Annotated in this window: 21 protein-coding genes and 1 tRNA gene; 17 read left to right on the plus strand and 5 right to left on the minus strand. The window is 68.9% G+C overall.

The features are described from left to right. The 3 genes from ACF073_RS12270 to ACF073_RS12280 form a co-directional block, all read right to left on the minus strand. A partial coding sequence (locus ACF073_RS12270; RefSeq protein ID WP_392068991.1) for a tetratricopeptide repeat protein occupies positions 1-2,428 on the minus strand: 2,428 nt, incomplete at its 3' end. Beyond that, positions 2,425-2,844, minus strand: a complete 420-nt coding sequence (locus ACF073_RS12275; RefSeq protein ID WP_392068993.1) for a hypothetical protein — start codon at positions 2,842-2,844, stop codon at positions 2,425-2,427. The genes ACF073_RS12270 and ACF073_RS12275, both read right to left, overlap by 4 nt. Before the next feature lie 353 nt (positions 2,845-3,197). Next, positions 3,198-3,701 carry a hypothetical protein gene (locus ACF073_RS12280; protein ID WP_392068995.1) on the minus strand — a complete coding sequence of 168 codons (504 nt, stop codon included), beginning with the start codon at positions 3,699-3,701 and terminating at the stop codon, positions 3,198-3,200. 292 nt (positions 3,702-3,993) lie between these two features. Here ACF073_RS12280 and ACF073_RS12285 point away from each other — a divergent pair, with 292 nt between their 5' ends. From ACF073_RS12285 to ACF073_RS12295, 3 genes are all read left to right on the plus strand, one after another. After that, positions 3,994-6,033, plus strand: a complete 2,040-nt coding sequence (locus ACF073_RS12285; RefSeq protein WP_392068997.1) for a TerD family protein — start codon at positions 3,994-3,996, stop codon at positions 6,031-6,033. Between the two features lie 232 nt (positions 6,034-6,265). Further along, complete coding sequence (locus tag ACF073_RS12290) at positions 6,266-6,628, plus strand: DUF5958 family protein (protein WP_392068998.1); 363 nt, start codon at positions 6,266-6,268, stop codon at positions 6,626-6,628. A gap of 243 nt (positions 6,629-6,871) precedes the next feature. Next, positions 6,872-8,530 (plus strand): ATP-dependent endonuclease, encoded by a 1,659-nt coding sequence (locus ACF073_RS12295; protein WP_392069000.1) that lies wholly within the window; start codon positions 6,872-6,874, stop codon positions 8,528-8,530. Positions 8,531-8,802: 272 nt separating this feature from the next. On the opposite strand, the gene ACF073_RS12300 is transcribed toward ACF073_RS12295, so the two are convergent. Further along, positions 8,803-9,267 carry an NUDIX hydrolase gene (locus ACF073_RS12300; protein ID WP_392069002.1) on the minus strand — a complete coding sequence of 155 codons (465 nt, stop codon included), beginning with the start codon at positions 9,265-9,267 and terminating at the stop codon, positions 8,803-8,805. An 18-nt stretch (positions 9,268-9,285) separates the two neighbouring features. Between ACF073_RS12300 and ACF073_RS12305 the strand changes: the two genes are divergently transcribed. From ACF073_RS12305 to ACF073_RS12360, 12 genes are all read left to right on the plus strand, one after another. Further along, positions 9,286-10,065, plus strand: coding sequence for a GntR family transcriptional regulator (locus tag ACF073_RS12305; protein WP_392069004.1), 780 nt, complete (start codon positions 9,286-9,288; stop codon positions 10,063-10,065). 138 nt (positions 10,066-10,203) lie between these two features. Next, positions 10,204-10,560: a hypothetical protein gene (locus ACF073_RS12310; RefSeq protein WP_392069006.1), complete on the plus strand. Its 357-nt coding sequence runs from the start codon at positions 10,204-10,206 to the stop codon at positions 10,558-10,560. Between the two features lie 2 nt (positions 10,561-10,562). Continuing rightward, the gene (locus ACF073_RS12315; RefSeq protein ID WP_392069007.1) at positions 10,563-11,921 is read left to right on the plus strand and encodes an FtsK/SpoIIIE domain-containing protein; all 1,359 of its coding nucleotides are present in this window, start codon (positions 10,563-10,565) and stop codon (positions 11,919-11,921) included. 84 nt (positions 11,922-12,005) lie between these two features. Next, positions 12,006-12,209 carry a hypothetical protein gene (locus ACF073_RS12320; RefSeq protein WP_392069009.1) on the plus strand — a complete coding sequence of 68 codons (204 nt, stop codon included), beginning with the start codon at positions 12,006-12,008 and terminating at the stop codon, positions 12,207-12,209. Continuing rightward, a complete protein-coding gene (locus ACF073_RS12325; RefSeq protein ID WP_392069011.1) occupies positions 12,209-12,895 on the plus strand; it encodes a DUF2637 domain-containing protein in 687 nt (228 codons plus the stop codon). Before ACF073_RS12320 ends, ACF073_RS12325 begins: the two co-directional genes overlap by 1 nt. A gap of 20 nt (positions 12,896-12,915) precedes the next feature. Continuing rightward, on the plus strand, positions 12,916-13,110 hold the full coding sequence (locus ACF073_RS12330; RefSeq protein ID WP_392069012.1) for a hypothetical protein: 195 nt from the start codon (positions 12,916-12,918) through the stop codon (positions 13,108-13,110). Position 13,111: 1 nt separating this feature from the next. Next, positions 13,112-13,303: a mobile element transfer protein gene (locus tag ACF073_RS12335; protein ID WP_356131067.1), complete on the plus strand. Its 192-nt coding sequence runs from the start codon at positions 13,112-13,114 to the stop codon at positions 13,301-13,303. Between the two features lie 12 nt (positions 13,304-13,315). After that, on the plus strand, positions 13,316-13,471 hold the full coding sequence (locus ACF073_RS12340) for a hypothetical protein (RefSeq protein ID WP_101417603.1): 156 nt from the start codon (positions 13,316-13,318) through the stop codon (positions 13,469-13,471). A gap of 24 nt (positions 13,472-13,495) precedes the next feature. Beyond that, positions 13,496-13,813: a SpdD-like protein gene (locus ACF073_RS12345; protein ID WP_392069015.1), complete on the plus strand. Its 318-nt coding sequence runs from the start codon at positions 13,496-13,498 to the stop codon at positions 13,811-13,813. Positions 13,814-13,940: 127 nt separating this feature from the next. After that, positions 13,941-15,308, plus strand: a complete 1,368-nt coding sequence (gene repSA / locus ACF073_RS12350) for a replication initiator protein RepSA (RefSeq protein WP_392069017.1) — start codon at positions 13,941-13,943, stop codon at positions 15,306-15,308. Further along, positions 15,305-15,505 (plus strand): helix-turn-helix domain-containing protein, encoded by a 201-nt coding sequence (locus ACF073_RS12355; protein WP_356131060.1) that lies wholly within the window; start codon positions 15,305-15,307, stop codon positions 15,503-15,505. The genes repSA and ACF073_RS12355 overlap by 4 nt, the downstream gene beginning before the upstream one ends. Beyond that, positions 15,505-16,899, plus strand: coding sequence for a tyrosine-type recombinase/integrase (locus tag ACF073_RS12360; RefSeq protein WP_392069019.1), 1,395 nt, complete (start codon positions 15,505-15,507; stop codon positions 16,897-16,899). The genes ACF073_RS12355 and ACF073_RS12360 overlap by 1 nt, the downstream gene beginning before the upstream one ends. Positions 16,900-17,074: 175 nt before the next feature. Here the strand turns inward: ACF073_RS12360 and ACF073_RS12365 are convergent. Next, positions 17,075-17,150 (minus strand) — tRNA-Arg (locus ACF073_RS12365). A 321-nt stretch (positions 17,151-17,471) separates the two neighbouring features. On the opposite strand from ACF073_RS12365, the gene ACF073_RS12370 reads away from it, so the two are divergent. Then, positions 17,472-19,079 (plus strand): dynamin family protein, encoded by a 1,608-nt coding sequence (locus ACF073_RS12370; RefSeq protein ID WP_392069022.1) that lies wholly within the window; start codon positions 17,472-17,474, stop codon positions 19,077-19,079. 3 nt (positions 19,080-19,082) lie between these two features. Then, positions 19,083-21,620, plus strand: coding sequence for a GTPase (locus ACF073_RS12375; RefSeq protein ID WP_392069024.1), 2,538 nt, complete (start codon positions 19,083-19,085; stop codon positions 21,618-21,620). Positions 21,621-21,829: the final 209 nt, after the last annotated feature.

Raw genomic sequence — 21,829 nt, forward strand, 5'->3', positions numbered from 1 at the left:
CCTGCTCGCGCTGGGCGAGGGTGGCCTCGTACAGAGGGATGGCCCGCCTCAGGTCCCCCGCCGACTCATAGGCGTAGGCGAGGTTGTTGCGGCTGGCCAGGGTCTGGGGGTGGGTGTCGCCCAGGACCTGCTCGCACTGGGCGAGGGTGGCCTCAAACAGGGAGATGGCCCGTTGCAGGTCCCCCGCCGCCCGGTAGGCGCCGGCGAGGTTGTTGCGGCTGGTCAGGGTGTCGGGGTGGGTGTCGCCCAGGACCTGCTCGCGCTGGGCGAGGGTGGCCTCGTACAGAGGGATGGCCCGCCTCAGGTCCCCCGCCGACTCATAGGCGTAGGCGAGGTTGTTGCGGCTGGTCAGGGTTTGGGGGTGGGTGTCGCCCAGGACCTGCTCGCGCTGGGCGAGGGTGGCCTCGTGCAGAGCGATGGCCCGCCTCAGGTCCCCCGCCGACTCATAGGCGCTGGCGAGGTTGTTGCGGCTGGTCAGGGTGTCGGGGTGGGTGTCGCCCAGGACCTGCTCGCACTGGGCGAGGGTGGCCTCGTACAGAGGGATGGCCCGTCCCAGATCCCCGGCTGCCTGGTAGGCGCTGGCGAGGTTGTTGCGGCTGGTCAGGGTTTGGGGGTGGGTGTCGCCCAGGACCTGCTCGCGCTGGGCGAGGGTGGCCTTGTACAGAGGGATGGCCCGTTGCAGGTCCCCCGCCGACTCATAGGCGCCGGCGAGGTTGTTGCGGCTGGTCAGGGTGTCGGGGTGGGTGTCGCCCAGGACCTGCTCGCACTGGGCGAGGGTGGCCTCAAACAGGGAGATGGCCCGTTGCAGGTCCCCCGCCGCCAGGTAGGCGTAGGCGAGGTTGTTGCGGCTGGTCAGGGTGTCGGGGTGGGTGTCGCCCAGGACCTGCTCGCACTGGGCGAGGGTGGCCTCGTGCAGAGCGATGGCCCGTCCCAGGTCCCCCGCCGACTCATAGGCGCTGGCGAGGTTGTTGCGGCTGGTCAGGGTGTCGGGGTGGGTGTCGCCCAGGACCTGCTCGCAGTGGGCTAGGGCGGCAGTGCGCAGGGGAATGGTGTGGGCGTCGCGTCCCTGCCAGGACAAATACTGGGCGACGGCCTGATAGACGTTGGCGGTGTCGGTCGATGCCGGGCTATGGAACGGTGTGGAGTCGGCGACTGCGACGACGTGAGGCAGGAGCTGTTCCCACTGAAAGGTGTCCGTGTCCCCGCCCGACGTGGCGTGCTGGATGAGGTGTTCGGCGTCTCGCCGGCCGGGCAGGTAGCTGTCGAAGTCGGCGGGCTGGTGGCGCAGGACAATCTGCACGAGACGGTGGACGCTGATGGCTTGGCGGTCGGCGCTGTAGGCGATCATGTTGTAGGCGTACAGCGTGCCCAAGGCCTCGCCGAGAGCGAGCGAGTCGGGGCAGAGCGGGGCGAGCAGAGTGCGGGGGATGCCCGCGGGGGCCAGCCAGGCCATGGCATTCAGCAGGGTGACAGCCTGCGGGTTGCGGCGTTCGACGGCGGCCAGGGTGTGGTGCCAGATGCGGGCGATAGTGCGTTCAGGGTCGATCCCGCCCGTGGACGCATCCATGACGCGTCCCAGCATCTTCCGGTAGTCGGCCAGCGAGGTTCCGGTCTCGAACAGGTAGGCGCCCGCCTGCTCCAGCGCCAGCGGCAGGTAGCCGAGGTCGGCGGCAAGGTCTGCGGCACCCGCGCGCTGTGCCGGCGTGGGGACATGCTCTGCTCCGAGGGCGAGGGTGCACAGCAGGTCCACGGCTGCCTCGGCATCCAGCAGGCCCAGGGACATGGTGGGGGCGATGGTGTGCCAGCCTGTCGCGGTGCGGCTGGTGGCGAGGTGCTGCCCGTCCGGGAGAGTGCCGAGGTAGTGGCGCAGGTCGGCGGGGTCTTCGACGTTGTCGAACACGAGCAGCCAGCCGGGATGCCACTGCAGCCACAACATCGCCCACGCCGCCCGCTCCTGGACCCCCGCAGATGCCGCCCACTGCGGGCACAACCGCACAGCCAGAGCGGCCAGGCTGGTGACGATCTGTTCGGTGCTCGCGGCGTTGATCCACCACACCAGCGTGTACCTACGCCGGAAGGTGTGGGCGTAGTGCAGAGCGAGCGTGCTCTTGCCGATCCCACCCAGCCCATGGACCGCCCGCACCCCCGAGACCTGCGTGACGGCGGCCTCCCCCTCGTCGGCCAGCAGCCGGCGCAGCTCAGCGAGTTCGTCCTGACGTCCGACGAACACCCCGGACGCGGACCCGGGCAGATTCCCAGCTCCCGGCGGCGCCTCCACCTCCCTGGCCCAGCGCACCGCCTCGGCCGGCAGCATCACCACCCGGGCCCCGTCCCCGGTGATCGCCACACCGACATCGCCGCCCACCGCCATGGACCGCGCACCCGTCGCCTGCAGACCGCCGCCCCCGGCTACCGCACCGTCTGTCATGGCTGGATCGTCGTGTGGTCTCCGGTGACGGCCGTGCCGATGGTCTTCGCGGCGATCGATCGCTCGCCAGACGCCGTCACGTTCACCGTCTCCGCGCCCGTGGGCAGCATCCGGGCCAGCTCGGCCAGCAACTCGGCATCCTCACGCAGAGCGCGCTTGATCTGCTGGCGCACAGCGGCTGCCGCGTCCGCATCGTCCGGCGCTTCGGCCGCGTCCTGGACCGCGGCCTCCAGCTCCGCCCGGCCTTGCTCGCCACGCCGGCGCCACACCGCTTGCAGGATCCGCCGCCCCAGATTCGCCGTGGCATCCACCGCCGCGCTCTCTGCCCGGGAGAACACCGCCACCCCGTACGCGCTCACCGCAGTCGACAGATAAGGCCCCGTCTGCTCCACTAACTGCACAATCTCCGTGCTCACTTGACCCCCCGGTCTTCTGGCTACAGGTGACCCAGCCTAAGAACACAACCCCCACTCACACAGCCCAAACGCCCAAGCCACCCCGAGCGGTTCCACCATCGACCAGATGAGAGAACCTGGACCGGGGTGACCGATGCCGTAGGCAGGGCTCACCCTCAGCTTGGGAAGCTGCGATCATTCGTGGTCAGCTTGGCTGCTGACCTGGGCAAACGGTCGGACTGTTGCCTCGTCGACGGCGCTTACTTTCACCGTAATTCCCCGCTGTTCCCCACTCGTTCTGGTGCGGCTGTGGTGCGGTACGCAGTCACCAGACTGATTCACCTGAGGCTCCTGGAGTCGGTTCGCGCTCACGCTCACTGCGCTCGCCACGGTTCCACGTGCTCACACCTTTCCTGCTGGGTATAGCCGCCGGGAACGTCCACGCTAACGGAATCCCAGAAGGGCTCGGACTCGCGGAAGTGCCCGCCCCCTGTGTGCCACTGGACTCCGGGGTAGGCGTGGCGCAGAGACCGGAGGGCAGCTGAGGCGAGGCCGCAGCGCTTGTAGCCCTCATAGGAGTGAGGAGATTCCACCCAGCCGATCTGGCAAAGATCGCAGACCACGTACTCGACTTCGAAAGCCAGGTCGGATCTGAAATAGGCGGCTCGGATGCGCCAACCTGTCCGCTCATAGTGCCCGGCGGGGCGGTCGATCCAGGGTCTCGGAGGGGCGGCAGTCCGGTCGAAGCGGTAGGACTCGGGGTCCGCCCATCGGCGGAGCCGATCGCGCCACGTCGGCTTATCGGGCCACTGCCGTACCCAGTGCACGTGGTCGGCGAGCTGCGCCAGGGCACGGATCGCCGTTTCCTTGTCCGCCATGGGCTCTCCTTCATGCTTCTGGAAGTGCCGTGAGCCATGGTCAGTTGCGGGGTGCCTTTGTACAACACTGCGTGTGACAGCCTTGCCAAGCCCCACGCGCCTTCCAACTGTGTTGGGCGAGCTGCTCTGTTGGCAATCGGTTCTCGCCGCTTGTTGTTTTCGGACGCTCCCACGGTCCCTTCATCGGGTACTACAGTCTCTCGTTGTGCCGTACGTCACACGCCGACGGCGCGGGGTGGGCGGCCCGGGTGGGGGCAGCCAAGTACCCGAGTTGCGAGATCTGGGGGGCTTCATGCATGAGATGGTCAAGGGCTCGAACGTGGCGCTGGGAGCCCTGAGTGAGAACGCCGGATCGGTGATCGTCAGTTTGAGCTGGGTCAGCCCGACCGGCGAAGGCGATGCGGACGTCTCCGTCCTGCTGCTGGATGCGAACGGCAAGGTACGCAGTGACGGCGACTTCTACTTCTACAACAACCCCGTTGCCCCTGACGGGAGTGTGCAACTGCTGGGGAAGACGCCGACGGAGAGCGGCGACGAGGACCGGATCAGCTTCGACTTGGCCGCGGTGCCCTCCGGCATCGACCGGATCGTCGTGGCGGCAAGCCGCTACGAGGGAGCCGGCTTCGGGGAGCTGGAAGATCTGAAGGTGACATTGGCCGACGGGGGCGGCGAGAGCCTCCTGAGGTTCGCCATCGAAGACGCCAGCACGGTGAGCGCGATCATCTTCGGCGAGTTGTACCGGCGTGGGGAAGAGTGGAAGTTCCGTGCCGTCGGACAGGGCTACGACACCGGTCTGGCCGGCTTGGCGACTGACTTCGGCGTGGACATCGATGACGACGCGGGCGCAGAGGAAGCGCTGAATGGCGCAGAGAGCAGCCTGCAGGCCGAAACGGCAGTTCCGGCTCCAGCCGCTGAGCAGGGACAACAAGTTGCGCCAGGCCCTGTTCCGGCTCCCCGCCCGCCTGGCGACGATGTGGGGCCGAAAAAGGGGGCGCGGCCTCGCACCGCGAAGAAGAAGGTCACGGTGCCCCGGGTGGCTAGGAAGTCTCTGGCGGACAATGAGTCCTGGAAACAGGCGAGGCTCTTTCCGGTTTCGGTGCTCAAGAGTGACCGGGACCGGGAGATGCGTGCCACGTCCGTACTGCTGTCGGTGATGGCGCAGGTGCCGGAGTTCGGCCGGAGACTCACGGCGGCGTTCGGAGCACCGGCGGGCCGTATGGAGACGTTTACCGAGGTCTCCCTGCCGCACGGCGATACACCGCGACGCCCCGACGGGGTGATCCGTGTCGAGCGGGCAGGCAAACTGTGGACCGCGCTGGTGGAGACCAAGACCAACGGCAACGACCTCAAGCCCGAGCAGGTGCAGGCATACGTGGACATCGCCGCACGCCGTGGCTACGAGGCCGTGATCACACTGTCGAACGACGTTGCGCTTGAAGGCAGCCCGCTCGTCGACGTCAAGATCGACGGCCGGCGCAAGCACAAGGTGGCTCTCTGGCACCTGTCCTGGGCCGAAGTCACCCGCCAGGCACAGATGCTGATCCGGCACGAGGGCGTCGGAGACAAGGCACATGCCTGGCTGCTCCAGGAACTGCTGCACTACCTGCGACATGAGAACTCCGGCTGCCACGGCTTCCAGAACATGGGATCGGCCTGGGTCCCCGTACGCAACGGAATAGACGACGAAACCCTGTGCCAGGGCGACCCGCGCGCTTTGGACGTGGTCGAGAGCTGGGAGCGGCTCATCCGCCAGATCTGCCTCAGCCTCGGTGGCGAGCTCGGGCAGAAGGTACTGCCCGTCCAGCGCGCCAAGCGTGGAGCCGATCCGAAAGCACGCCGCAGCCGCCTGGCCGATCAGCTCTGCCTCGACGGCAGACTTCAGGCCGAGCTCCGGATCGAGGGCGCGCCCGGAATTCTGGCGATCAGCGCCGACCTGCGCACCGGCAAGCTCCGCACCTCCATCGAGATCCCCGCGCCCGAGCAGGGATACCCGCTGACGTGGGCCAAACGCCTCATCCGCCGCCTGGCCGAGGCACCGGCAGACCTCCACATCGAAACCCTGGTCGAAGGAGAGTCCGGGGGGCCACGGGGCACGCTGGAACGGCTCCGCCCGGAGCCGGCGGACATGCTCCCGAAGAACAACGACACCCACATCACTGGCTTCCGCTTGTCCCTGTTCAAGAGCATGGGGAGCAGCCGAGGTAACGCCGAATCCGGCTTCATCCGGAGCGTCGACGACGCTGTGCACCGCTTCTACACCACCGTGGTAGTCCACCTGGACCACCCGACGCCCCGGCAAGCATCGGCGAAGGAACGTGCCGGATTGGGATGACCCCCGGCCATGGCCAGTTGCACGCGGCCACGGTTCACGTGCAACTGGCCAGAAGGCTCGTATCCAGAGGCCGTGTCGGCGGAAACGGGATGAGCGCCCTGAGCTTGGGAAGCTTGGGCCTTCTAGCGGCAGTTGCTGCGCTGATCTGCGGCGGGGCGCCGTTGGAGCCCTGGTCGAACCTGTGGCCGGTCTCCGCTGTTCCCCGTGGTTCCCCGCACGATCTGGCACGCGTATGGCACGGCCCTTTCACCTCGAAGGTCCCTTGGCAGAGCTGGGAGCCCCGGATCTGGTGCTGTACGCGCACACGGTGATCCTGAACGAGCTCGCCCAAAGGCTCAGATCCACGGCCGAGGGCGTCGAGTGGCTCGAGGGCCTCCCGGAGGACGACCGGCGCAAAGTTCTTCACGCACTGGTCCTGTTCTGCGGACAGGCCCGCGCCCGCCAGGAGGATGTGCCGGAGAGCATCGCGCGTTCCGGCATCCGCCCCACCCACACGCCAGCACCGCGCTCAACTGACGGTCGGCACCATCGATGGGCCCGTATGCACCTCAGCCGACGACAGTCAGCCACGACGGCGGGGGAGCCGGCCGCCTAGGTGCGCGTGTGCCTCGCTGCACCCCCACCGGTGCGAGCCACGCTATCGGCTGGTTATTCTGGGCCGAAGCCAGGTACGACCGGCCAGCCAAAAGATACAAAGTAACCTAACCCATGAGCGGCGTAGCCCTCTTATGCTATAACGGTTGTTCGGCTCGCAATGGGGGTGGGTGTGAGAATTAATGGGTTCGCGGTGCAGAATTACCGGTCCATTCTGCAAACTCCAAGGATTAACTTGGGGGATGTGACGGTAGTAGTTGGTCCCAATAATGAAGGAAAATCAAACCTGCTTCGGGCGTTTGCGCTCGGCGGACGTATCCTGGAGCGCATCCCGATTAGCACCAGTGGCGAATTCATGGAATCCTCCAGGTCGCGCCTTACCGATTTTTACAATTGGTACGACGATTATCCGAAGAGCCTGCAAGGCGAGCCTGACGGGGTCACCACTATTGACTACTGGCTAGCTGGTGAAGAGTCTAGTACATCCACCGAAAATGACGGGCTCGACCATACGAGATTTTATAAGCCTCCAACGTGGCGGGGAGAGCTGCAAATTAGGGTCACTTTGCAGGGTCGTCGGGGCAGCGTGAAAGTGCAGTCTGGCAGTCCGTCTGCCGCGCTCGACGGATTAGCGATGCGCAGACTTTTTCAGCGCTATATCCAAGTGGAGTACATCGCGGCTGCGAGGACAGCAGACGACGCCACTCGCGTAATTCGGGATCTAGTGGCGAGAGATTTTCAAAGAGTTCTAAGGCGCGCGGAGTACAGAGATCTGACCCTCCGGCTGACAGAGGCGCTTAGTCGCTCATTGGAGCCTGTGAGTGAAGCCCTAAGCAGCACCATGAAGAGTTTCTTGCCGGAGGTCGAGAGCGCTCGGATCGAATTCTCGCCGGATGATTTCTTGAGCGGTATCGTAGATACTCTTCGGGTCATGGTGGACGACGGCGTGGAAACTGATTTGCGGGATAAGGGGCATGGAATGCAAAGCCTTGCCGCTCTCTCCGCTGCAAGAACCCCCACAAGGACGATATCTAAGAGGCAAGGAGAGGCAACCGTCCTTGTGATTGAGGAGCCAGAAGCGCATCTGCATCCAAAAGCAGTACACGGGCTGCGTCAGGTAGTCAACGATATCGCAGCTACAGGGGGAGGGCGAAGCCAGGTCATCGTTTCCACACACAGTCCGCTTCTGGTTGATCGATTTCATATCTCCAAAAATGTGATCGTTCACGCCAATGAAGCACGCCCAGCGAAAACACTTTCTGAGCTCAGAGAAGTATTGGGTGTGCGGGCCTCAGATAATCTTGCGTCAGCCAATGTGGTTCTGGTTGTAGAGGGTGAAAATGATTGTCTCGCGCTCAGTTCGTTGATTGCCGAGCATCGTCCTTCACTTGCCCGGCACCTTTCCTCGGGGTCCTTGGCGATTGAACAGGTAAGAGGCGTCAGTAATCTGCTGCCCAAGTTGGATGGTTTGAGGCAACAGCTTTGTAAGTACCACGTCTTTCTGGATCATGACCAAGCTGGCCGAGAGGCGGGAAGTCGAGCGAAAGAAGCCGGCCTACTCGCTGTGCACGAGGAGACGTATGCGACCGTGCGTTCAATGAAAGAATCTGAGTTTGAAGACCTCATTCCTGTCAACCTGTACAAAGCGAAGGTAGAGGGATTTTTTGGCGTATCCCTAGATGTTGATGAATTCAAAAAGGGTCGCGCTAAATGGAGCACGCGCCTCGATGGCACCTTTCGTCGGCAAGGGAAAATTTTCGACAGGGAGGCTGAATTGAACGCAAAGGGGATCGTTGCAAGGGCTATTGCCGCTAACCCGAAAGGCGCTTTTCACTCGCAGCAGGCCACCAGTCTCGATTCTCTATTCTGCGCTTTGGAAAAGAGTCTTAACGATCCTGAGTAGCAGCGCGTAGTTTTGCCGGGGTCTGGGGCAGGCGGAATGTGACTCTAAGTATCGGCGCAATCCACGTGATCCGAGGGGCGTAGTGCAGGTCCCCTTCGGACCTTGGCATCGAAGCGTGCCCGTTCAGAGGATCTCGCGTTAATCGATTCTTCAGTGTGCGGCCCGGGCGCCGGCCGGGCTGGAGCGGGGCGGAGACAGGAGCGCAGGCCCGGCCGGGGGCCGGGCCGCGCGCGGTGAGCGGAGCGAGCCGCCTTGATGAAGGAGAGAAGGTTTTATCCCGCTGCGATGAGGCGCTTGCCGTCGTGGCTGCGTACGTGGGGACCGCTGCCGTCCAAGGCATCCAGAAGCCTGACCGAGAACACCTCGGACATGCGCTCGCTGACCTCGTTGGGCGTGAGCCAGGAAACCGCCGTGGACTCGCTCGAAGTGCGCTCGGTGCCGCCGGAGGGCTTGCAGCGGAAGACCAGGGCCACGATGCCGCGGGTGAGATTCTTGTAGACGCCGGTCAGCTCGTCCACCTCGACGTGGATGCCTGTCTCCTCCAGAACCTCGCGGGCTACGCCGGCCTCGGGAGTCTCGTCGAGTTCGAGGATGCCGCCGGGGAGCTCCCAGGTGCCGTTGTCGGCTCGGCGGATCGCCAGGAGGCGGCCGTCCTCGCGTACCACCACTCCGGCCACGGACACGGAGTGCAAGGGGGACGGCCTTGCTTCCTGTGATTGACTCATGTAGAGGAGCATAGGAGGCAGGGAAGGACTATGGGAACTGCGGCTGGAGGGGTCGGGTCCGGACCTCGGTACGTGCAGATCGCGGACGAGATCGTGCAACAGATCCGGGCAGGGGTTCTCAAGCCTGGCGACATGGTGCCGAGTGAGTCTGAGCTGGTCGAGCGCTATGGCGTGTCCGGCGGGACGATCCGTAAGGCCATGGTCGAGGTGCGGGCCAGTGGACTGGTCGAGACCCGGCACGGCAAGGGCTCGATCGTGAAAAACCGGCCTCCTGTGCGGCACCGCTCCTCCGACCGCTTCCGGCGCTCGCTCCGGCAGGGCGGGCAGGCGGCGTACCTCGCGGAGTCCGCCCAGTCCGGCGCCGCCGCAAAGGTCAGCGTTCTCTACATCGGGCCCATGGAGGCGCCGGAGGACGCCGCCCGGCGACTCGGGATCCCAGCCGGTACGCAGGTGCTGGCTCGCCGGCGTCTCTACTTCCGTAACGGCACCCCGGTCGAGACCGCGACGTCGTATCTGCCTTGGGGCGTCGTGAAGGACATTCCGGAGCTGTTCGCCGAGAACCCCGGCGGCGGTGGCATCTACGCCCGACTCGAAGAACACGGACACGAGTTCGCGGAGTTCGTCGAGACACTGCAAGCGCGGCCGACCTCCAAGGCGGAGGCCTCAGAGTTGGCGCTGAGCCCGGGGGCACCCGTGGTTCACCTGATCCGGGAAGCCCGTACGACCGCGGGTCTCGTGGTTGAGGTGTGCGACACCCTCATGGCTGCTGACCAGTTCGTTTTCGAGTACCGGATCCCTGCCGTCGACTGACGCGCACTCAACTCTCTGCCACCCGTCACGAGTTCTTCTCCGTGGCGGGTTGACTCATGTATAGGAGTCAGGCACTGTTCTTCCTGTCACTCATGTACATGAGTGGCGGAGTCCAGCATCTATAGAGGAGTGATTTCTGTGCGTCAGATCCCCGTTGACACCTCCGGCGCCGTTGTGATGGTCGCCAAGTCTCCGCAGGTCAAGGTCCGTGACCGCCGTACCGGTGAGATCGCCACGGACGCCGAGACGGGGGCCAAGCTGATGACGGTCGACGTGATGTTCGCGGCGAACGAGGAGGTGGAGATCCTCTCCATCACCGTCCCGGAACCCGGCATCACCGGCGAGCTGGCCATGGGCACGCCGGTCGCGCTCACCGGCCTGATCGCCCGGTCCTGGGAGAACGACTTCAACGGCCAGAAGCGGCACGGCATCGCGTTCCGCGCGGTCGCGGTCACCTCGCTCGCCGACGCCGCCGCAAGGCCCAAGGCGGCCTGATCATGACCGTCTTAACGGTCGCCCTGGTGCTGGTCGCCGCCGCCGTAGGTGTTCTGCGGTGGCGGCGCCCCGCCTGGTACTGGTTGACCTTCGGGGTGACGCTGGCCGTGGTGCGGGTCCTGGTCCGGTACGGCTCCGTCATGGACGCGTGCGGGCTGACCGTTCCGCCCGCGCGGTGGCGGCTCGCCCTCGCCCGTGCCACCAACCGGCCGATACCGGGACCACGTGCCCCGCGCATTCTGCGGCTGCGGCCGACTCGTACCGGCCTGGTCCTGCGGCTCAAGCTCCGGCCTGGGCAGGACGCCTTCGATATCGCTGCGGCCTCGGACCGGCTCCGGCATTCCTTCTCGATGTACGGCGTGACCTCGCGGGAGCTGCGCTCCGGCGTCGTGGAGGTGCGGATGACCGGCTACGACGTGCTCAAGCGGGTGCAGATGCCGGCCAAGACCGACACCCGGCCGATGCGGGTACCGGTCGCCCTGAGGCAGGACGGCTCGGTGCACTACCGCGACTACCGGGCGATACCCCATGCCCTCACCCTCGGAGCCACGGAGTCCGGCAAGTCCGTCTACCAACGCAACCTGGTCGCCGGACTCGCCCCGATGGACGTCGCCCTCGTCGGTATCGACTGCAAGCAGGGGGTTGAGCTGTTCCCATTGGCCCGCCGGTTCTCCGCGCTGGCCGACAACCCCGACACCGCTGCCGACGTGCTAGATGCCCTCGTGATCCGGATGGAGCGCATCTATCAGGTCATCCGGGCTCAGCAGCGCATCGCCGCGGACGTGCCGGACGCGGAGATCGCCGCCGACATCTGGGACCTGTCGGCCGATCTGCGCCCGACCCCGGTCGTGGTCCTGGTCGACGAGGTTGCCGAACTCGCTCTGTACGCCAACAAGGAGCAGGAGAAGCGCCGGGACCGCATCATCACCGCCCTGGTCCGCCTCGCCCAGCTCGGCCGAGCGGCCGGCATCTACCTCGAAATCTGCGGGCAGCGCTTCGGCTCCGAACTCGGCAAAGGAATCACCATGCTCCGAGCCCAGCTCACCGGCCGTACCGCACACCGCGTCAACGACGAGACCTCCGCCAACATGGCCTTCGGCGACATCGCCCCGGACGCCGTCCTCGCCGCCATCCAGATCCCGGCGGAGATGCGGGGGCTCGCCATCGCGGGCGACTCGTCCGGAGGGTGGCACCGCATCCGCGCCCCACATACGTCGCTCAGGCAGGCCGTGAACATCTGCAACGGGCATGCCGACCGGACCCCGAACCTGCCCGAGCTGGCTCCGTTCCGGCCCGTCTTCTCCGCCTCCGCTGCCGCTCCCATGTCGCTGGCCAAGGCTGCTCCCTCGGCCACCGTCTGATCCCTCTCTCATCCCCACTGGTCGGCGCGACCGCCTTCGCGCCAAGTCCCTACCCCGCCATGCTCAAAGAAGGGAGATCCCGCCGTGTGCCCGAACTGCGAGGACTTCGCCCGGACCGTGCTCCTGCTCGGTCAACTCGCCCTCTACGCAGACACGAACGGCGCCGACCTCGACTTCGTCGAAGCCGTCAGTCCGTCCCTCGCCGCCTCCCTGCCCGAGCCGCCGCCCGGCGTGTTCCCGGACGGCTACGACCCCGACGGCGGCCCCGCCTACCCGGGTGACTCCTGATGGGTGCCCGTCACGGCCTCCGCGTCGACGCGGTCCTGGTCCAAGCCGTCATTGCTGGCGCCCTGTCCTTCGCTCACCTGCATGACCTGGCCTCCGCCGCCGGACAGAACGGGTGGAAGGCATGGGCCTACCCGGTCAGCGTCGACCTGCTCCTGGTGGCCGCCTGGCGGCGTCTGCGCAGTGAGGGCCCGTCCCAGCTGGCCTGGTGCTGGTTCCTGGTCGCGCTCTGCGCCTCGCTCGGTGCCAACGTCGCCACCGCCGGGTTCCTCGACTTGACCGACCCGCCCGCCTTGCTCCGCCTCGGCATCGCCGGATGGCCTGCTCTTGCCTTCCTCGGCGGCACGCTCCTCGCTCACTCGTCGGCTATGGAGTCGAAGCCGTTGCCGTCGGCACCCGTCGCGGAGGCGGAGGGCGCCGAGCCCCCAGCCCAGCAGCAGGCACCGGACGCCGAAGCCGCTTCGGCCACAGAAGCCGTGCCCGACCCTGACGCGGCCCCCGCCCCTTCGGACCAAGCTCCCGCCCCGGCCCCCGCTCCTCAGGTCCCTGCCGTCCTGGTCGACCACGCCCGCAAAGTCGCCGACGAGTACCGCGCTCGCACCGGGGCCCCGATCGACCCCGACACCCTGCGCTCCCGCCTCGGCGTCCCGCCCCACCTCGCCGACGCCATCGCCTCCCACCTCGCCTGATCGGCGAGAGAGGAAGACCAGTGATCCGTGACCCGGCCGAGCTGACCGCCTCCGACTACCTCGACGGCGCCCGTGAGATGGCCGCCGCCAACCGGCCCTTCCCCGCCCACCTGCTCGCCGAGGAAGCCGCCCGCCTCACCGCCGACCCGGCCACCGCTGCCGACATCCGTGCCGGCTTCCCCGCCCCGGCGACGACCCGAGAGGAGACCGACTGACATGCCTGCCCGCGACCATTTCCACTCCGTGATGCGCATCGGCCCGGTGCAGATCGGCACGCACCGCGACCGCAACGGCCAGACCAAGCACGCCGCCGTGTGCAGCTCCGACGGTTGCGGCTGGTCCGCCGACTACTCCAGCCAGTCCGCGGCCCAGCTCGCCGCCCGTACCCACCGCTGCCGCATCCGCTAGGAGACATCCGCCATGCAGGTTCCGCTCTGGCTCGCGCTCCTCGTCGTCGGCTACCTCGGCGTCAAGCTCATCCGCCCGCCCGCCTGGCTCATCGCCGTCCTCCTGCTCGGCGGCTTCCTCCTGGCGGACAGCGTCCTCGCCCCGGCCATCAACGCCCTCGTCAAGTAACCAGCCCGCGAGAGGAGAAGACCGATGTTCCGCCCGAAGATCCCCACCATGCCCACGCCGACTGCTCTCGGCACACCGCCGGCCGTCGTCGAGCCGACCGCCATCACCCCGAACGCGGGCACCCCGCCGGTCGCCTCGACGGCTCCGACGCCGTCCCGGCCCACGGTCCACCTCACCCCCGGCACAGTCCTCGCCCTCGTGGGCGGTGGCACGGCCGTCGTCCTGGTGCTCGGAGCCGTCCTGGTCTCCCTGCTCCTGGCGGTCGCCGTCACCGGCGCCTCGGTCGCCGTCTGCGCGGTCGTCCTGCGCTCCCTGCTCGCCTCCGACGCCAAGCGTCGCTGACCGGCCCCCGGGCGGCCTCGATACCGCCAAGCATCCGCCGCCCGGGCGCCGTCCCTGTCCGATCTTGCAACCGGAAGGAACACCAAGCATGACCCACCGCGCCTCAGCCGCGACACCGAGTGCGCCCATGCCCGACACATTGCTTGACCCGATCACTCTCGGGGACGTGCTCCGCGTGGCCTCGGCCTCGGACTACGCCCGCTGGGAGGACCAGATCCGTCGCACCGGCGGCTGCTCCGACCCGATCCACCTCACCGGCTGGGTCCTCCACAAGGACAAGACCACCGGCGAGACCCTGCACCACTACTCCACCGAGAAGGAGCCGGGCGGACGCCTCCGCCTCGCCTGCGGCAACCGCCGCGCCTCCCGCTGCCCGTCCTGCGCCTGGACCTACGCGGGCGACACGTACCACCTGATCCGCGCCGGCCTGGCCGGAGATGACCGCCGCGACATTCCCGCCACCGTCCGCGATCACCAGCGCGTCTTCGCTACCCTCACGGCCCCCTCGTTCGGCCCGGTCCACAACCGTCCCGATCACGGCACCTGCCGCTGCGGCACCCCGCACGCGCCCGACGCTCCGGAGCTGGGCACCGCGCTCGATCCGGACAGCTACGACTACGCGGGCGCCGTGCTCTTCAACAACCACGCCGGGCAGCTCTGGCAGCGCTTCACCACGCGACTCCGCCGCGAACTCGCCGCCCGCGCGGGCCTGCCCCGCCGCGAACTCGCCGAACACCTCCGCGTCTCGTACGGCAAGGTCGCCGAGTTCCAGAAGCGCGGCGCCTTGCACTTCCACGCCGTCGTACGCCTCGACGGCCCGGAGGGGCCCGGGACGCCCCCGCCCGCCTGGGCCACGGTCGACCTCCTCACGGACGCCGTACGTGCCGCCGCAGTGCACTCGTACACCTCCGTCTCGGTCCCGGCTGCCGGTGACGAACCCGCCCGTACCTTCCGCTGGGGCCGACAGCTCGACGTCCGCCCGGTCACGGCCTTCGGGGACGGCTCCGACATCACCGAACAGGCCGTCGCCTCGTACGTCGCCAAGTACGCCACCAAAGCCGCCGAGAACACCGGCACCCTGGACCGCCGTATCGGCGAACTCGCCGAACTCGACCGCCACCAGGTCCCGGACCACACCCGCCGGCTCATCACCGCGTGCCGCGATCTGGACAGCCTCTACCCCGACCGGCGTCTCTGGGTCTGGGCCCACATGCTCGGCTTCCGCGGGCACTTCTCGTCCAAGTCCCGCACCTACTCCACCACCCTCGGCGCCCTCCGCCAGGAACGCGCCGACTACCGCGCCGCCCAAGAGGCATCCGTCCTCGGCCTCGACGACCGCGAGCCGGACACCGTCCTCGTCCTGGCGGACTGGCAGTACGCCGGCCACGGCCACACGCCGGGCGAAGCCGCCCTCGCCGAGACCATCGCCCGCGACCTCCAGACCAGCCGCGAGACCGCCCGCGACGCCCTCCTGAGCGAAGGGAGCACGGAATGACCACGGCCATCCGGCCACGACGCACCATGCTCACCCTCGCGGAGGTCTGCGAGGAACTGGCTATCTCCCGCTCGACCTTCTACGACTGGCGGGCGAAGCGCCGTGCGCCGCGCTGCATCAAGCTCCCGAACGGCGACCTCCGGATCCGGCGGAGCGACCTCGATCACTGGCTCGACGATCGTGAGGACGCCGCCTGATGGAGACGACGTACGACGTGAAGATCTACAAGATCCTCACCTACAAGGGCGCCCGGAAGACCACGTACACAGTGCGCTGGGTCGTCGCGGGCAAGCGCTGGCGTGAGCCCTTCAACACCGTCGCGCTCGCCGAGGGCTTCCGCTCGGAACTCATCCGGGCCACGGGCAAGGGCGAGGCCTTCGTCGTCGCCACGGGTCTCCCGGTGTCTCATCGCTCCAAGTCGGCTGCCATGAGCTGGTACAAGTTCGCCGTCGAGTACGTGGATGCCCGCTGGTCCCAGCTCGGAGGCAACAGTCGCAAGAACATCGCCAAGACCCTGACCGCCACGACCATCGCCCTGATGCGGGCCAAGCCCACCCAGTTCGCACCTGCGGCCGTGCGGACGGCTCTTCGCGAATGGGCGTTCAACACGAACCGGCGCCCGGACGCACCCCGAGACGTGGTGGCCATCCTGAAGTGGGTCGAGCGAGCCTCCCTGCCCGTCTCGGCTTGGGAGGATCCGGAGCAGGTCGACCAGGTCCTGCAAGCCATCGACACCCGCCTCGATGGCAAGCAAGCGGCGGCCTGGTCCCGTAAACGCAACCGCCGGATCCTCAACGTCGCCATGAAGTACGCGATCCGGCGGCGCATTCTTCGGGTCAACCCCCTTCCCAAGGGCAAGATGTCGACGGCGGTCACAAAGACCACGAACGCCGTGGACAAGCGGTCCTTGCTGAATCCGGAGCAGGCGGCGGCGATCCTCGACTGGATACGGCGCCGGCCGCGCGGTGGCAAGCGGCTCCACGCCTTCTTTGCCACGCTGTACTACTGCGGCCCTCGGCCCGAGGAAGCCGTCGCCATGCGCGTGGAGGACGTGACCCTGCCCGCCCCCGACGCCGGCGACCAGTGGTGCGAGCTGCTGATCCACACGGCGACTCCGGAGGTCGGGAAGCAGTGGACCGACACCGGGGAGATCCACGAGCGACGCGATCTCAAAGGCCGTGCCGAGGGTGAGACGCGCACTGTGCCGGGGCATCCGGCCCTGACGCGGATCCTGCGGCAGCACATCGCAGACGAGCAGCTTCAGCCGGGTGATCTGCTGTTCCAGGGCGAGTACGGCGGCATCCTCGCCGGCTCCGTCATCCGTCGGGCGTGGCGCAGCGCGCGTAAGGCCGTGCTGCCCCCGCACGTCTTCGAGTCGCCCACCGGGCGGCGCGTCTACGACAACCGGAACACGCGCCTGACGAAGTGGCTCAACGATGGAATCCCGCCCGCTCAGGTGGCGGAGTGGGCCGGGAACAGCGTCGCCGTGCTCCTGGCCACCTACGCCCGCTGCATCGATGGACAGCTGCCCGACCTGAAGCGGCGGCTTGAAGCTGCCGGAGATCTCCCCGAGCGGCCGTCCGCCAGCTGACCACGCGGCCCAGAACTTCGACACGTATTCGACACAGCCACCCGCGAAAACCCGGTAACAGCCGTACAGCCCCGGAGTCTGACCTTGATCACCAAGACGGCGTCCGGGGCTTCGCCGTGCCGCCCCGCACCCGCCCTGACCAGCAAAAAACCCTCCCGTGAGGGAGGGCGATGCCTGGCGCCCCCGGCAGGACTCGAACCTGCGGCCAAGCGCTTAGAAGGCGCCTGCTCTATCCACTGAGCTACGGGGGCCGGGTGGTGTGGCCTCGTGCGTGGTGCCCTGGTGGGGGCTGATCCGTGACGTTGCCGGGGACAAGGATAGGGCTCCCGGTTCCTTGACCCTGTCGCTTCGCCTCCGTGGCTCGATGTGGAGGTTCGGTGAAGCGGTCCTGATAATCGCAGGCAGGTACGAATCGTGCACCGCTTTTGGCGCCTGTCGCACCGGGTGTTGTGTACTCGTTATGCCTGGACTGGGCCCGTGTCCCGGTCGTCCCTTCCATCCTTTCTGTTCCGTCGGCGCGCAGACATGTCTATATGCTTCAGAATTCCCCTAAAATTGGGCATTCTTCGCATGTGGTGACCTTGGACGTACGGCCTCAGCTGCTCGACACACTTTCCGCTCTGCGCGACCGTGTCGCCGCCGCACGCTTTCCGCTGCCCCTGGCCGGGGCGCCACGCGCGCGTGCCAACCGCGACGAACTCCTCGCACAGCTCGACGACTACCTCGTACCCCGATTGCGACACCCCGAGGCGCCCTTGCTGGCCGTCGTCGGCGGGTCCACGGGCGCCGGCAAATCGACGCTGGTCAACTCACTCGTCGGCCGCCGGGTGAGCGAGGCCGGCGTGCTCCGGCCGACCACCCGGACGCCGGTCCTTGTCTGCCATCCGGAGGATCATCACTGGTTCAGCGGCATGCGTGTACTCCCGGAGCTGACCCGCGTGTGGGTGCCCCACGACGACCCCACCGACGAACTGCTGCTCACCGAGGAGGAGCCCCCGCGCGTCCTGCGTGTCGAGACCGCCGACACGCTGCCGCGCGGGCTCGCCCTCCTCGACGCCCCCGACATCGACTCTCTTCTCGCGGACAACCGCGTCCTCGCCGCGGAACTGATCTGCGCCGCCGACATCTGGATCATGGTCACCACGGCCGCGCGCTACGCCGACGCCGTCCCCTGGCATCTGCTGCGCACCGCCAAGGAGTACAACGCGACCCTGGTCACCGTCCTGGACCGGGTGCCCCACCAGGTCGTCTCCGAGGTGTCCCGGCAGTACGCCGCCCTGCTCACCAAGGCCGGGCTCGGCGACGTACCCCGCTTCACCGTGCCCGAGCTGCCCGAGTCCGCCTGGGGCGCCGGCCTGCTGCCCGCCACCGCCGTCGCCTCCCTGAAGAGCTGGCTCACCCAGCACGCCCAGGATCCCGCCGCACGGCAGTACGCCATCACCCGCACGGCGCACGGCGTCCTCGACTCGCTCAAGTTCCGCCTGCCCGAGCTGGCCGGCGCCGCGGCCGCCCAGCACGCGGCGGCCCTCCGGCTCACCTCCGCCGTGGACGCCGCCTACGACGGCGAGCACGCGCGCGTGCGGGGCCGCCTCCAGTCCGGCGCCGTCCTCGCCGGGGACGCCCTCAAACGCTGGCGTGCGTTCCCACTGGACTGCACCGCAGGGGAACTGCTGGACGCCCTGGTGGAGAGCCTGGCAGCGCTGCTGCTGTGCGCCGTCACCGCCGCTGACGAGCGTGTCGACGACGCCTGGCGGCAGGAGCCGGCGGCCGGCGCCCCGGAACTGGCCCGCCGCGACACCTCCCTGGAGAACGCCGAGCACCGTATCGGACTCGCGGCCCGGCGCTGGCGGCGCGAGCTGGAGGAGTACGCCGAGGACGAGGTACGGGTGCTGGACCGCACCGGCTCACCCGACGGGGAGGTCGTCGCCGCCGTCGTCGCCACGGCGGTGCTGGGCGGGCGCCGGGCGCGCAATGCCGGCGAGGGGCTCGCCGAGCGGCTCGGCGCCCATGGCGCGCTGCGGCTGCGGGACCGGGCCGGACGGCTCCTCGGCGAGCACGTGGACCGTGTCATGCACGCCGAACGCGAGCGGCGCCTCGCCCCGCTCGACGCCCTGGACGTCCGCCCCGACCCCCAGGCGGAACTCATCGCCGCGCTGTCCGTACTGCAGAAGGAGAGGTGACCGGTGACCGCCGTCACTGACCAGGACCACACGGAGCACACCGACCACATGAGGCGCATCGACCACGGCAGCGACAGCGGCGACACCGGGTCCATGGAGCACAGCGGTCACGCCGGCTCGGGGGCCAGGGACAGCGCCGAGCGCATCGGCAGCGTCCCGGAAGCACGCCTGAGCCTCGTGAAGAAGCCCCGTGCCGCGGACAGCCCCAGGATCGATCGCCCAGGGGAACCCCGCCCGGCCGCCGACAACCTCTCCGCCAGCCTTGCCGACACCTCGGACGGGGACGAGGACGCGGGCGCGGGTGAGGACGAGGGCGGGGGCGGGAGCGAGGGTGCGGGCGATGGCGGGCGCGGGGGTGCGGCTGCCGACGCGGAGGAGGGCCAGGGGCGGGACCTGGGCGGGGACGAGGGTACGGACGTAAAAGAGAGCGGGGGCGGAGGCAGGGACGAGGGCGGGAGCGAGGGCGGTGGCGATGGCGCGGACGCCGGTGCTGAGCGCCGCGAGCGCGTGAAGGGCGAGGCGGGCGAGAAGGGCGAAGGCCCCGACCGGGAACGTCACGCGCGCGTGCCGGACGCAGCCGCCGAACGGGAGCGCCCCGCGCGCGGGCAGAGCGCCGGCGCCGAGGAGGCCGTCCCGGTCCCCCGCTCGCACTACTCCCCGCAGCCCAACGCCCCGAAGTTCCACCCCTCCAAGCCCCGCCCCGAGGCCGAGGCCACGCCCCCGAAGGCCGCACCCGCCAATACGGCCAATACGGCCGCCACTGCCACTACCGGGACCGGCCCCGACTCCGGATCCGACCTCGACGGCGACTCCGCGGAGACCTGGGACGACGGTCTCATCGCACGGCGCGTCACCGAGGCCAACGCCGCCGCCCTCGCCACCGAGCGCGCCGTCGCCGCGGAGCCCGCGCACCGCGGGCCGAGCGGCCACACCCCGGCCCCACTGGCGTATGACGGCCCGTTGCGCTCCCGCCTCGACGCCCTGCGCGAACTCGTCGGGCTCTCCCGCACCCGCCTGGACGGCCAGACGCTCGCCGAGGCGGGCCGGGTGCTGGACGAGGCCGCCTCCCGCCGCAAGCTGTCCGGCCGGCACACCGTCGTCGCTCTCGCCGGAGCCACCGGCAGCGGCAAGTCGCAGCTGTTCAACGCGCTGGCCGGAGTCGCCATCTCGGAGACCGGCGTACGCCGCCCGACCACGGCCGCACCCATCGCGTGCAGTTGGAGCGACGGCGCGGCCGGCCTCATCGACCGGCTGGGCATCCCGGGCCGGCTGCGCCGCCGTCCGGTGCACGGGCCCGACGGGGAGGGGCAGTTGCGCGGGCTGGTCCTGGTCGACCTGCCCGACCACGACTCCGCCGCCGTACAGCACCGCGAACAGGTCGACCGGATCCTGAAGCTGGTCGACGCGGTCATCTGGGTGGTCGACCCCGAGAAGTACGCCGACGCCGTCCTGCACGAGCGCTATCTGCGGCCGATGGCCGGACACTCGGAGATCATGTTCATCGTCCTCAACCAGGTGGACCGGCTGCCCGGCGAGGCCGCCGACCAGGTCCTGGACGATCTGCGGCGGCTGCTGGACGAGGACGGCATCGCGCTCGGCGAGTACGGCGAACCGGGCGCCACCGTGCTCGCGCTCTCCGCGCTCACCGGCGAGGGCGTCGGTGAACTGCGCGAATCACTTGGCCAGTTCGTCGCGGAGCGCGGCGCCGCGGCCCGCCGGGTCGCGGCGGACGTGGACGCCGCCGCTGCCGAGCTGCGGCCGGTGTACGCGACCGCGCGGCGGTCCGGTCTCAGCGAGGAGGCGCGCGAGGAGTTCGCCGCGCGGCTCGCGGACGCGGTCGGGGCGACCGCGGCGGGCGAGGCCGCCGAGCGGGCCTGGCTGCGCAACGCCAACCGGGCCTGCGGCACGCCGTGGCTGCGGCTGTGGCGCTGGTACCAGGGCCGCGGCGAGTCCACGACGGGCCGGCTCCAGGTGCGCACCCAGGCGGACGAGGAGGCCACCGCCCGCCAGCGCGTGGAACAGGCGGTCCGTACGGTCTCGGACCGGGCCTCGGCCGGGCTGCCCGTGCCCTGGGCCCAGGCGGTGCGCGAGGCGGCCGTACGCGGCTCCCAGGGGCTGTCCGAGGCGCTGGACGTGCTGGCGGCGCGAGCCGGGCTGCCGCCGGGGCGCCCGCCGCGGCCGGGCTGGTGGCCGGTGGCCGTGCTGGTGCAGGCGGCGATGACGCTGCTGCAGATCGTGGGCGGCGCGTGGCTGGTGGGGCAGATCGCCGGGGTGATGGCGCCCAACCTGGGCGTTCCGGTGCTGCTGATGGTCTGCGGGATCGTGGGCGGTCCGCTGGTGGAGTGGGGGTGCCGGATGGCGGCCCGGGGGCCGGCGCGGCGGTACGGCCAGGACGCGGAGCGGCGGTTGCGGGAGGCGGCGGCGAGCTGCGGCCGGGCCCGGGTGCTCGATCCGCTGGCGTCGGAACTGCTGCGGTACCGGGAGGTGCGGGAGCAGTACGGCAAGGTCATGCGCTCCGGGGCGGGTGCCGGGGCGAGGTGAGCGGAGGGCCGGCGGGGTGGGGGTGAGGGGACAGGCGCGGGGACGGGGGTCACTCGTGCGGGTGGCGGAGTTCTCCACAGGCGAGGGGTCGTCCACAGCGCTCGGCGGGCTCGGCCCGGCGGAGGCAGTCTGAGGTCACGGCGATCGCACGGCGGGTCCGGCCGGAGACACGGCGGGCGGTGCGGGCGATCGGCGGGCGGTGCGGGCGC

The organism is Streptomyces sp. NPDC015171 (genome assembly GCF_043079545.1).
Classification (GTDB): Bacteria; Actinomycetota; Actinomycetes; order Streptomycetales; family Streptomycetaceae; genus Streptomyces.

What these genes read in the sequence shown, in the direction of transcription:
- ACF073_RS12345 (WP_392069015.1), top strand. Translation starts at nt 13,496, where the DNA reads ATGTTCCGCCCGAAGATCCCCACCATGCCCACGCCGACTGCTCTCGGC.
- ACF073_RS12355 (WP_356131060.1), top strand. Translation starts at nt 15,305, where the DNA reads ATGACCACGGCCATCCGGCCACGACGCACCATGCTCACCCTCGCGGAG.
- ACF073_RS12360 (WP_392069019.1), top strand. Translation starts at nt 15,505, where the DNA reads ATGGAGACGACGTACGACGTGAAGATCTACAAGATCCTCACCTACAAG.
- ACF073_RS12290 (WP_392068998.1), top strand. Translation starts at nt 6,266, where the DNA reads ATGGCACGGCCCTTTCACCTCGAAGGTCCCTTGGCAGAGCTGGGAGCC.
- repSA (WP_392069017.1), top strand. Translation starts at nt 13,941, where the DNA reads ATGCCCGACACATTGCTTGACCCGATCACTCTCGGGGACGTGCTCCGC.
- ACF073_RS12280 (WP_392068995.1), bottom strand. Translation starts at nt 3,701, where the DNA reads ATGGCGGACAAGGAAACGGCGATCCGTGCCCTGGCGCAGCTCGCCGAC.
- ACF073_RS12285 (WP_392068997.1), top strand. Translation starts at nt 3,994, where the DNA reads ATGCATGAGATGGTCAAGGGCTCGAACGTGGCGCTGGGAGCCCTGAGT.
- ACF073_RS12340 (WP_101417603.1), top strand. Translation starts at nt 13,316, where the DNA reads ATGCAGGTTCCGCTCTGGCTCGCGCTCCTCGTCGTCGGCTACCTCGGC.
- ACF073_RS12325 (WP_392069011.1), top strand. Translation starts at nt 12,209, where the DNA reads ATGGGTGCCCGTCACGGCCTCCGCGTCGACGCGGTCCTGGTCCAAGCC.
- ACF073_RS12335 (WP_356131067.1), top strand. Translation starts at nt 13,112, where the DNA reads ATGCCTGCCCGCGACCATTTCCACTCCGTGATGCGCATCGGCCCGGTG.
- ACF073_RS12300 (WP_392069002.1), bottom strand. Translation starts at nt 9,267, where the DNA reads ATGCTCCTCTACATGAGTCAATCACAGGAAGCAAGGCCGTCCCCCTTG.
- ACF073_RS12315 (WP_392069007.1), top strand. Translation starts at nt 10,563, where the DNA reads ATGACCGTCTTAACGGTCGCCCTGGTGCTGGTCGCCGCCGCCGTAGGT.
- ACF073_RS12305 (WP_392069004.1), top strand. Translation starts at nt 9,286, where the DNA reads ATGGGAACTGCGGCTGGAGGGGTCGGGTCCGGACCTCGGTACGTGCAG.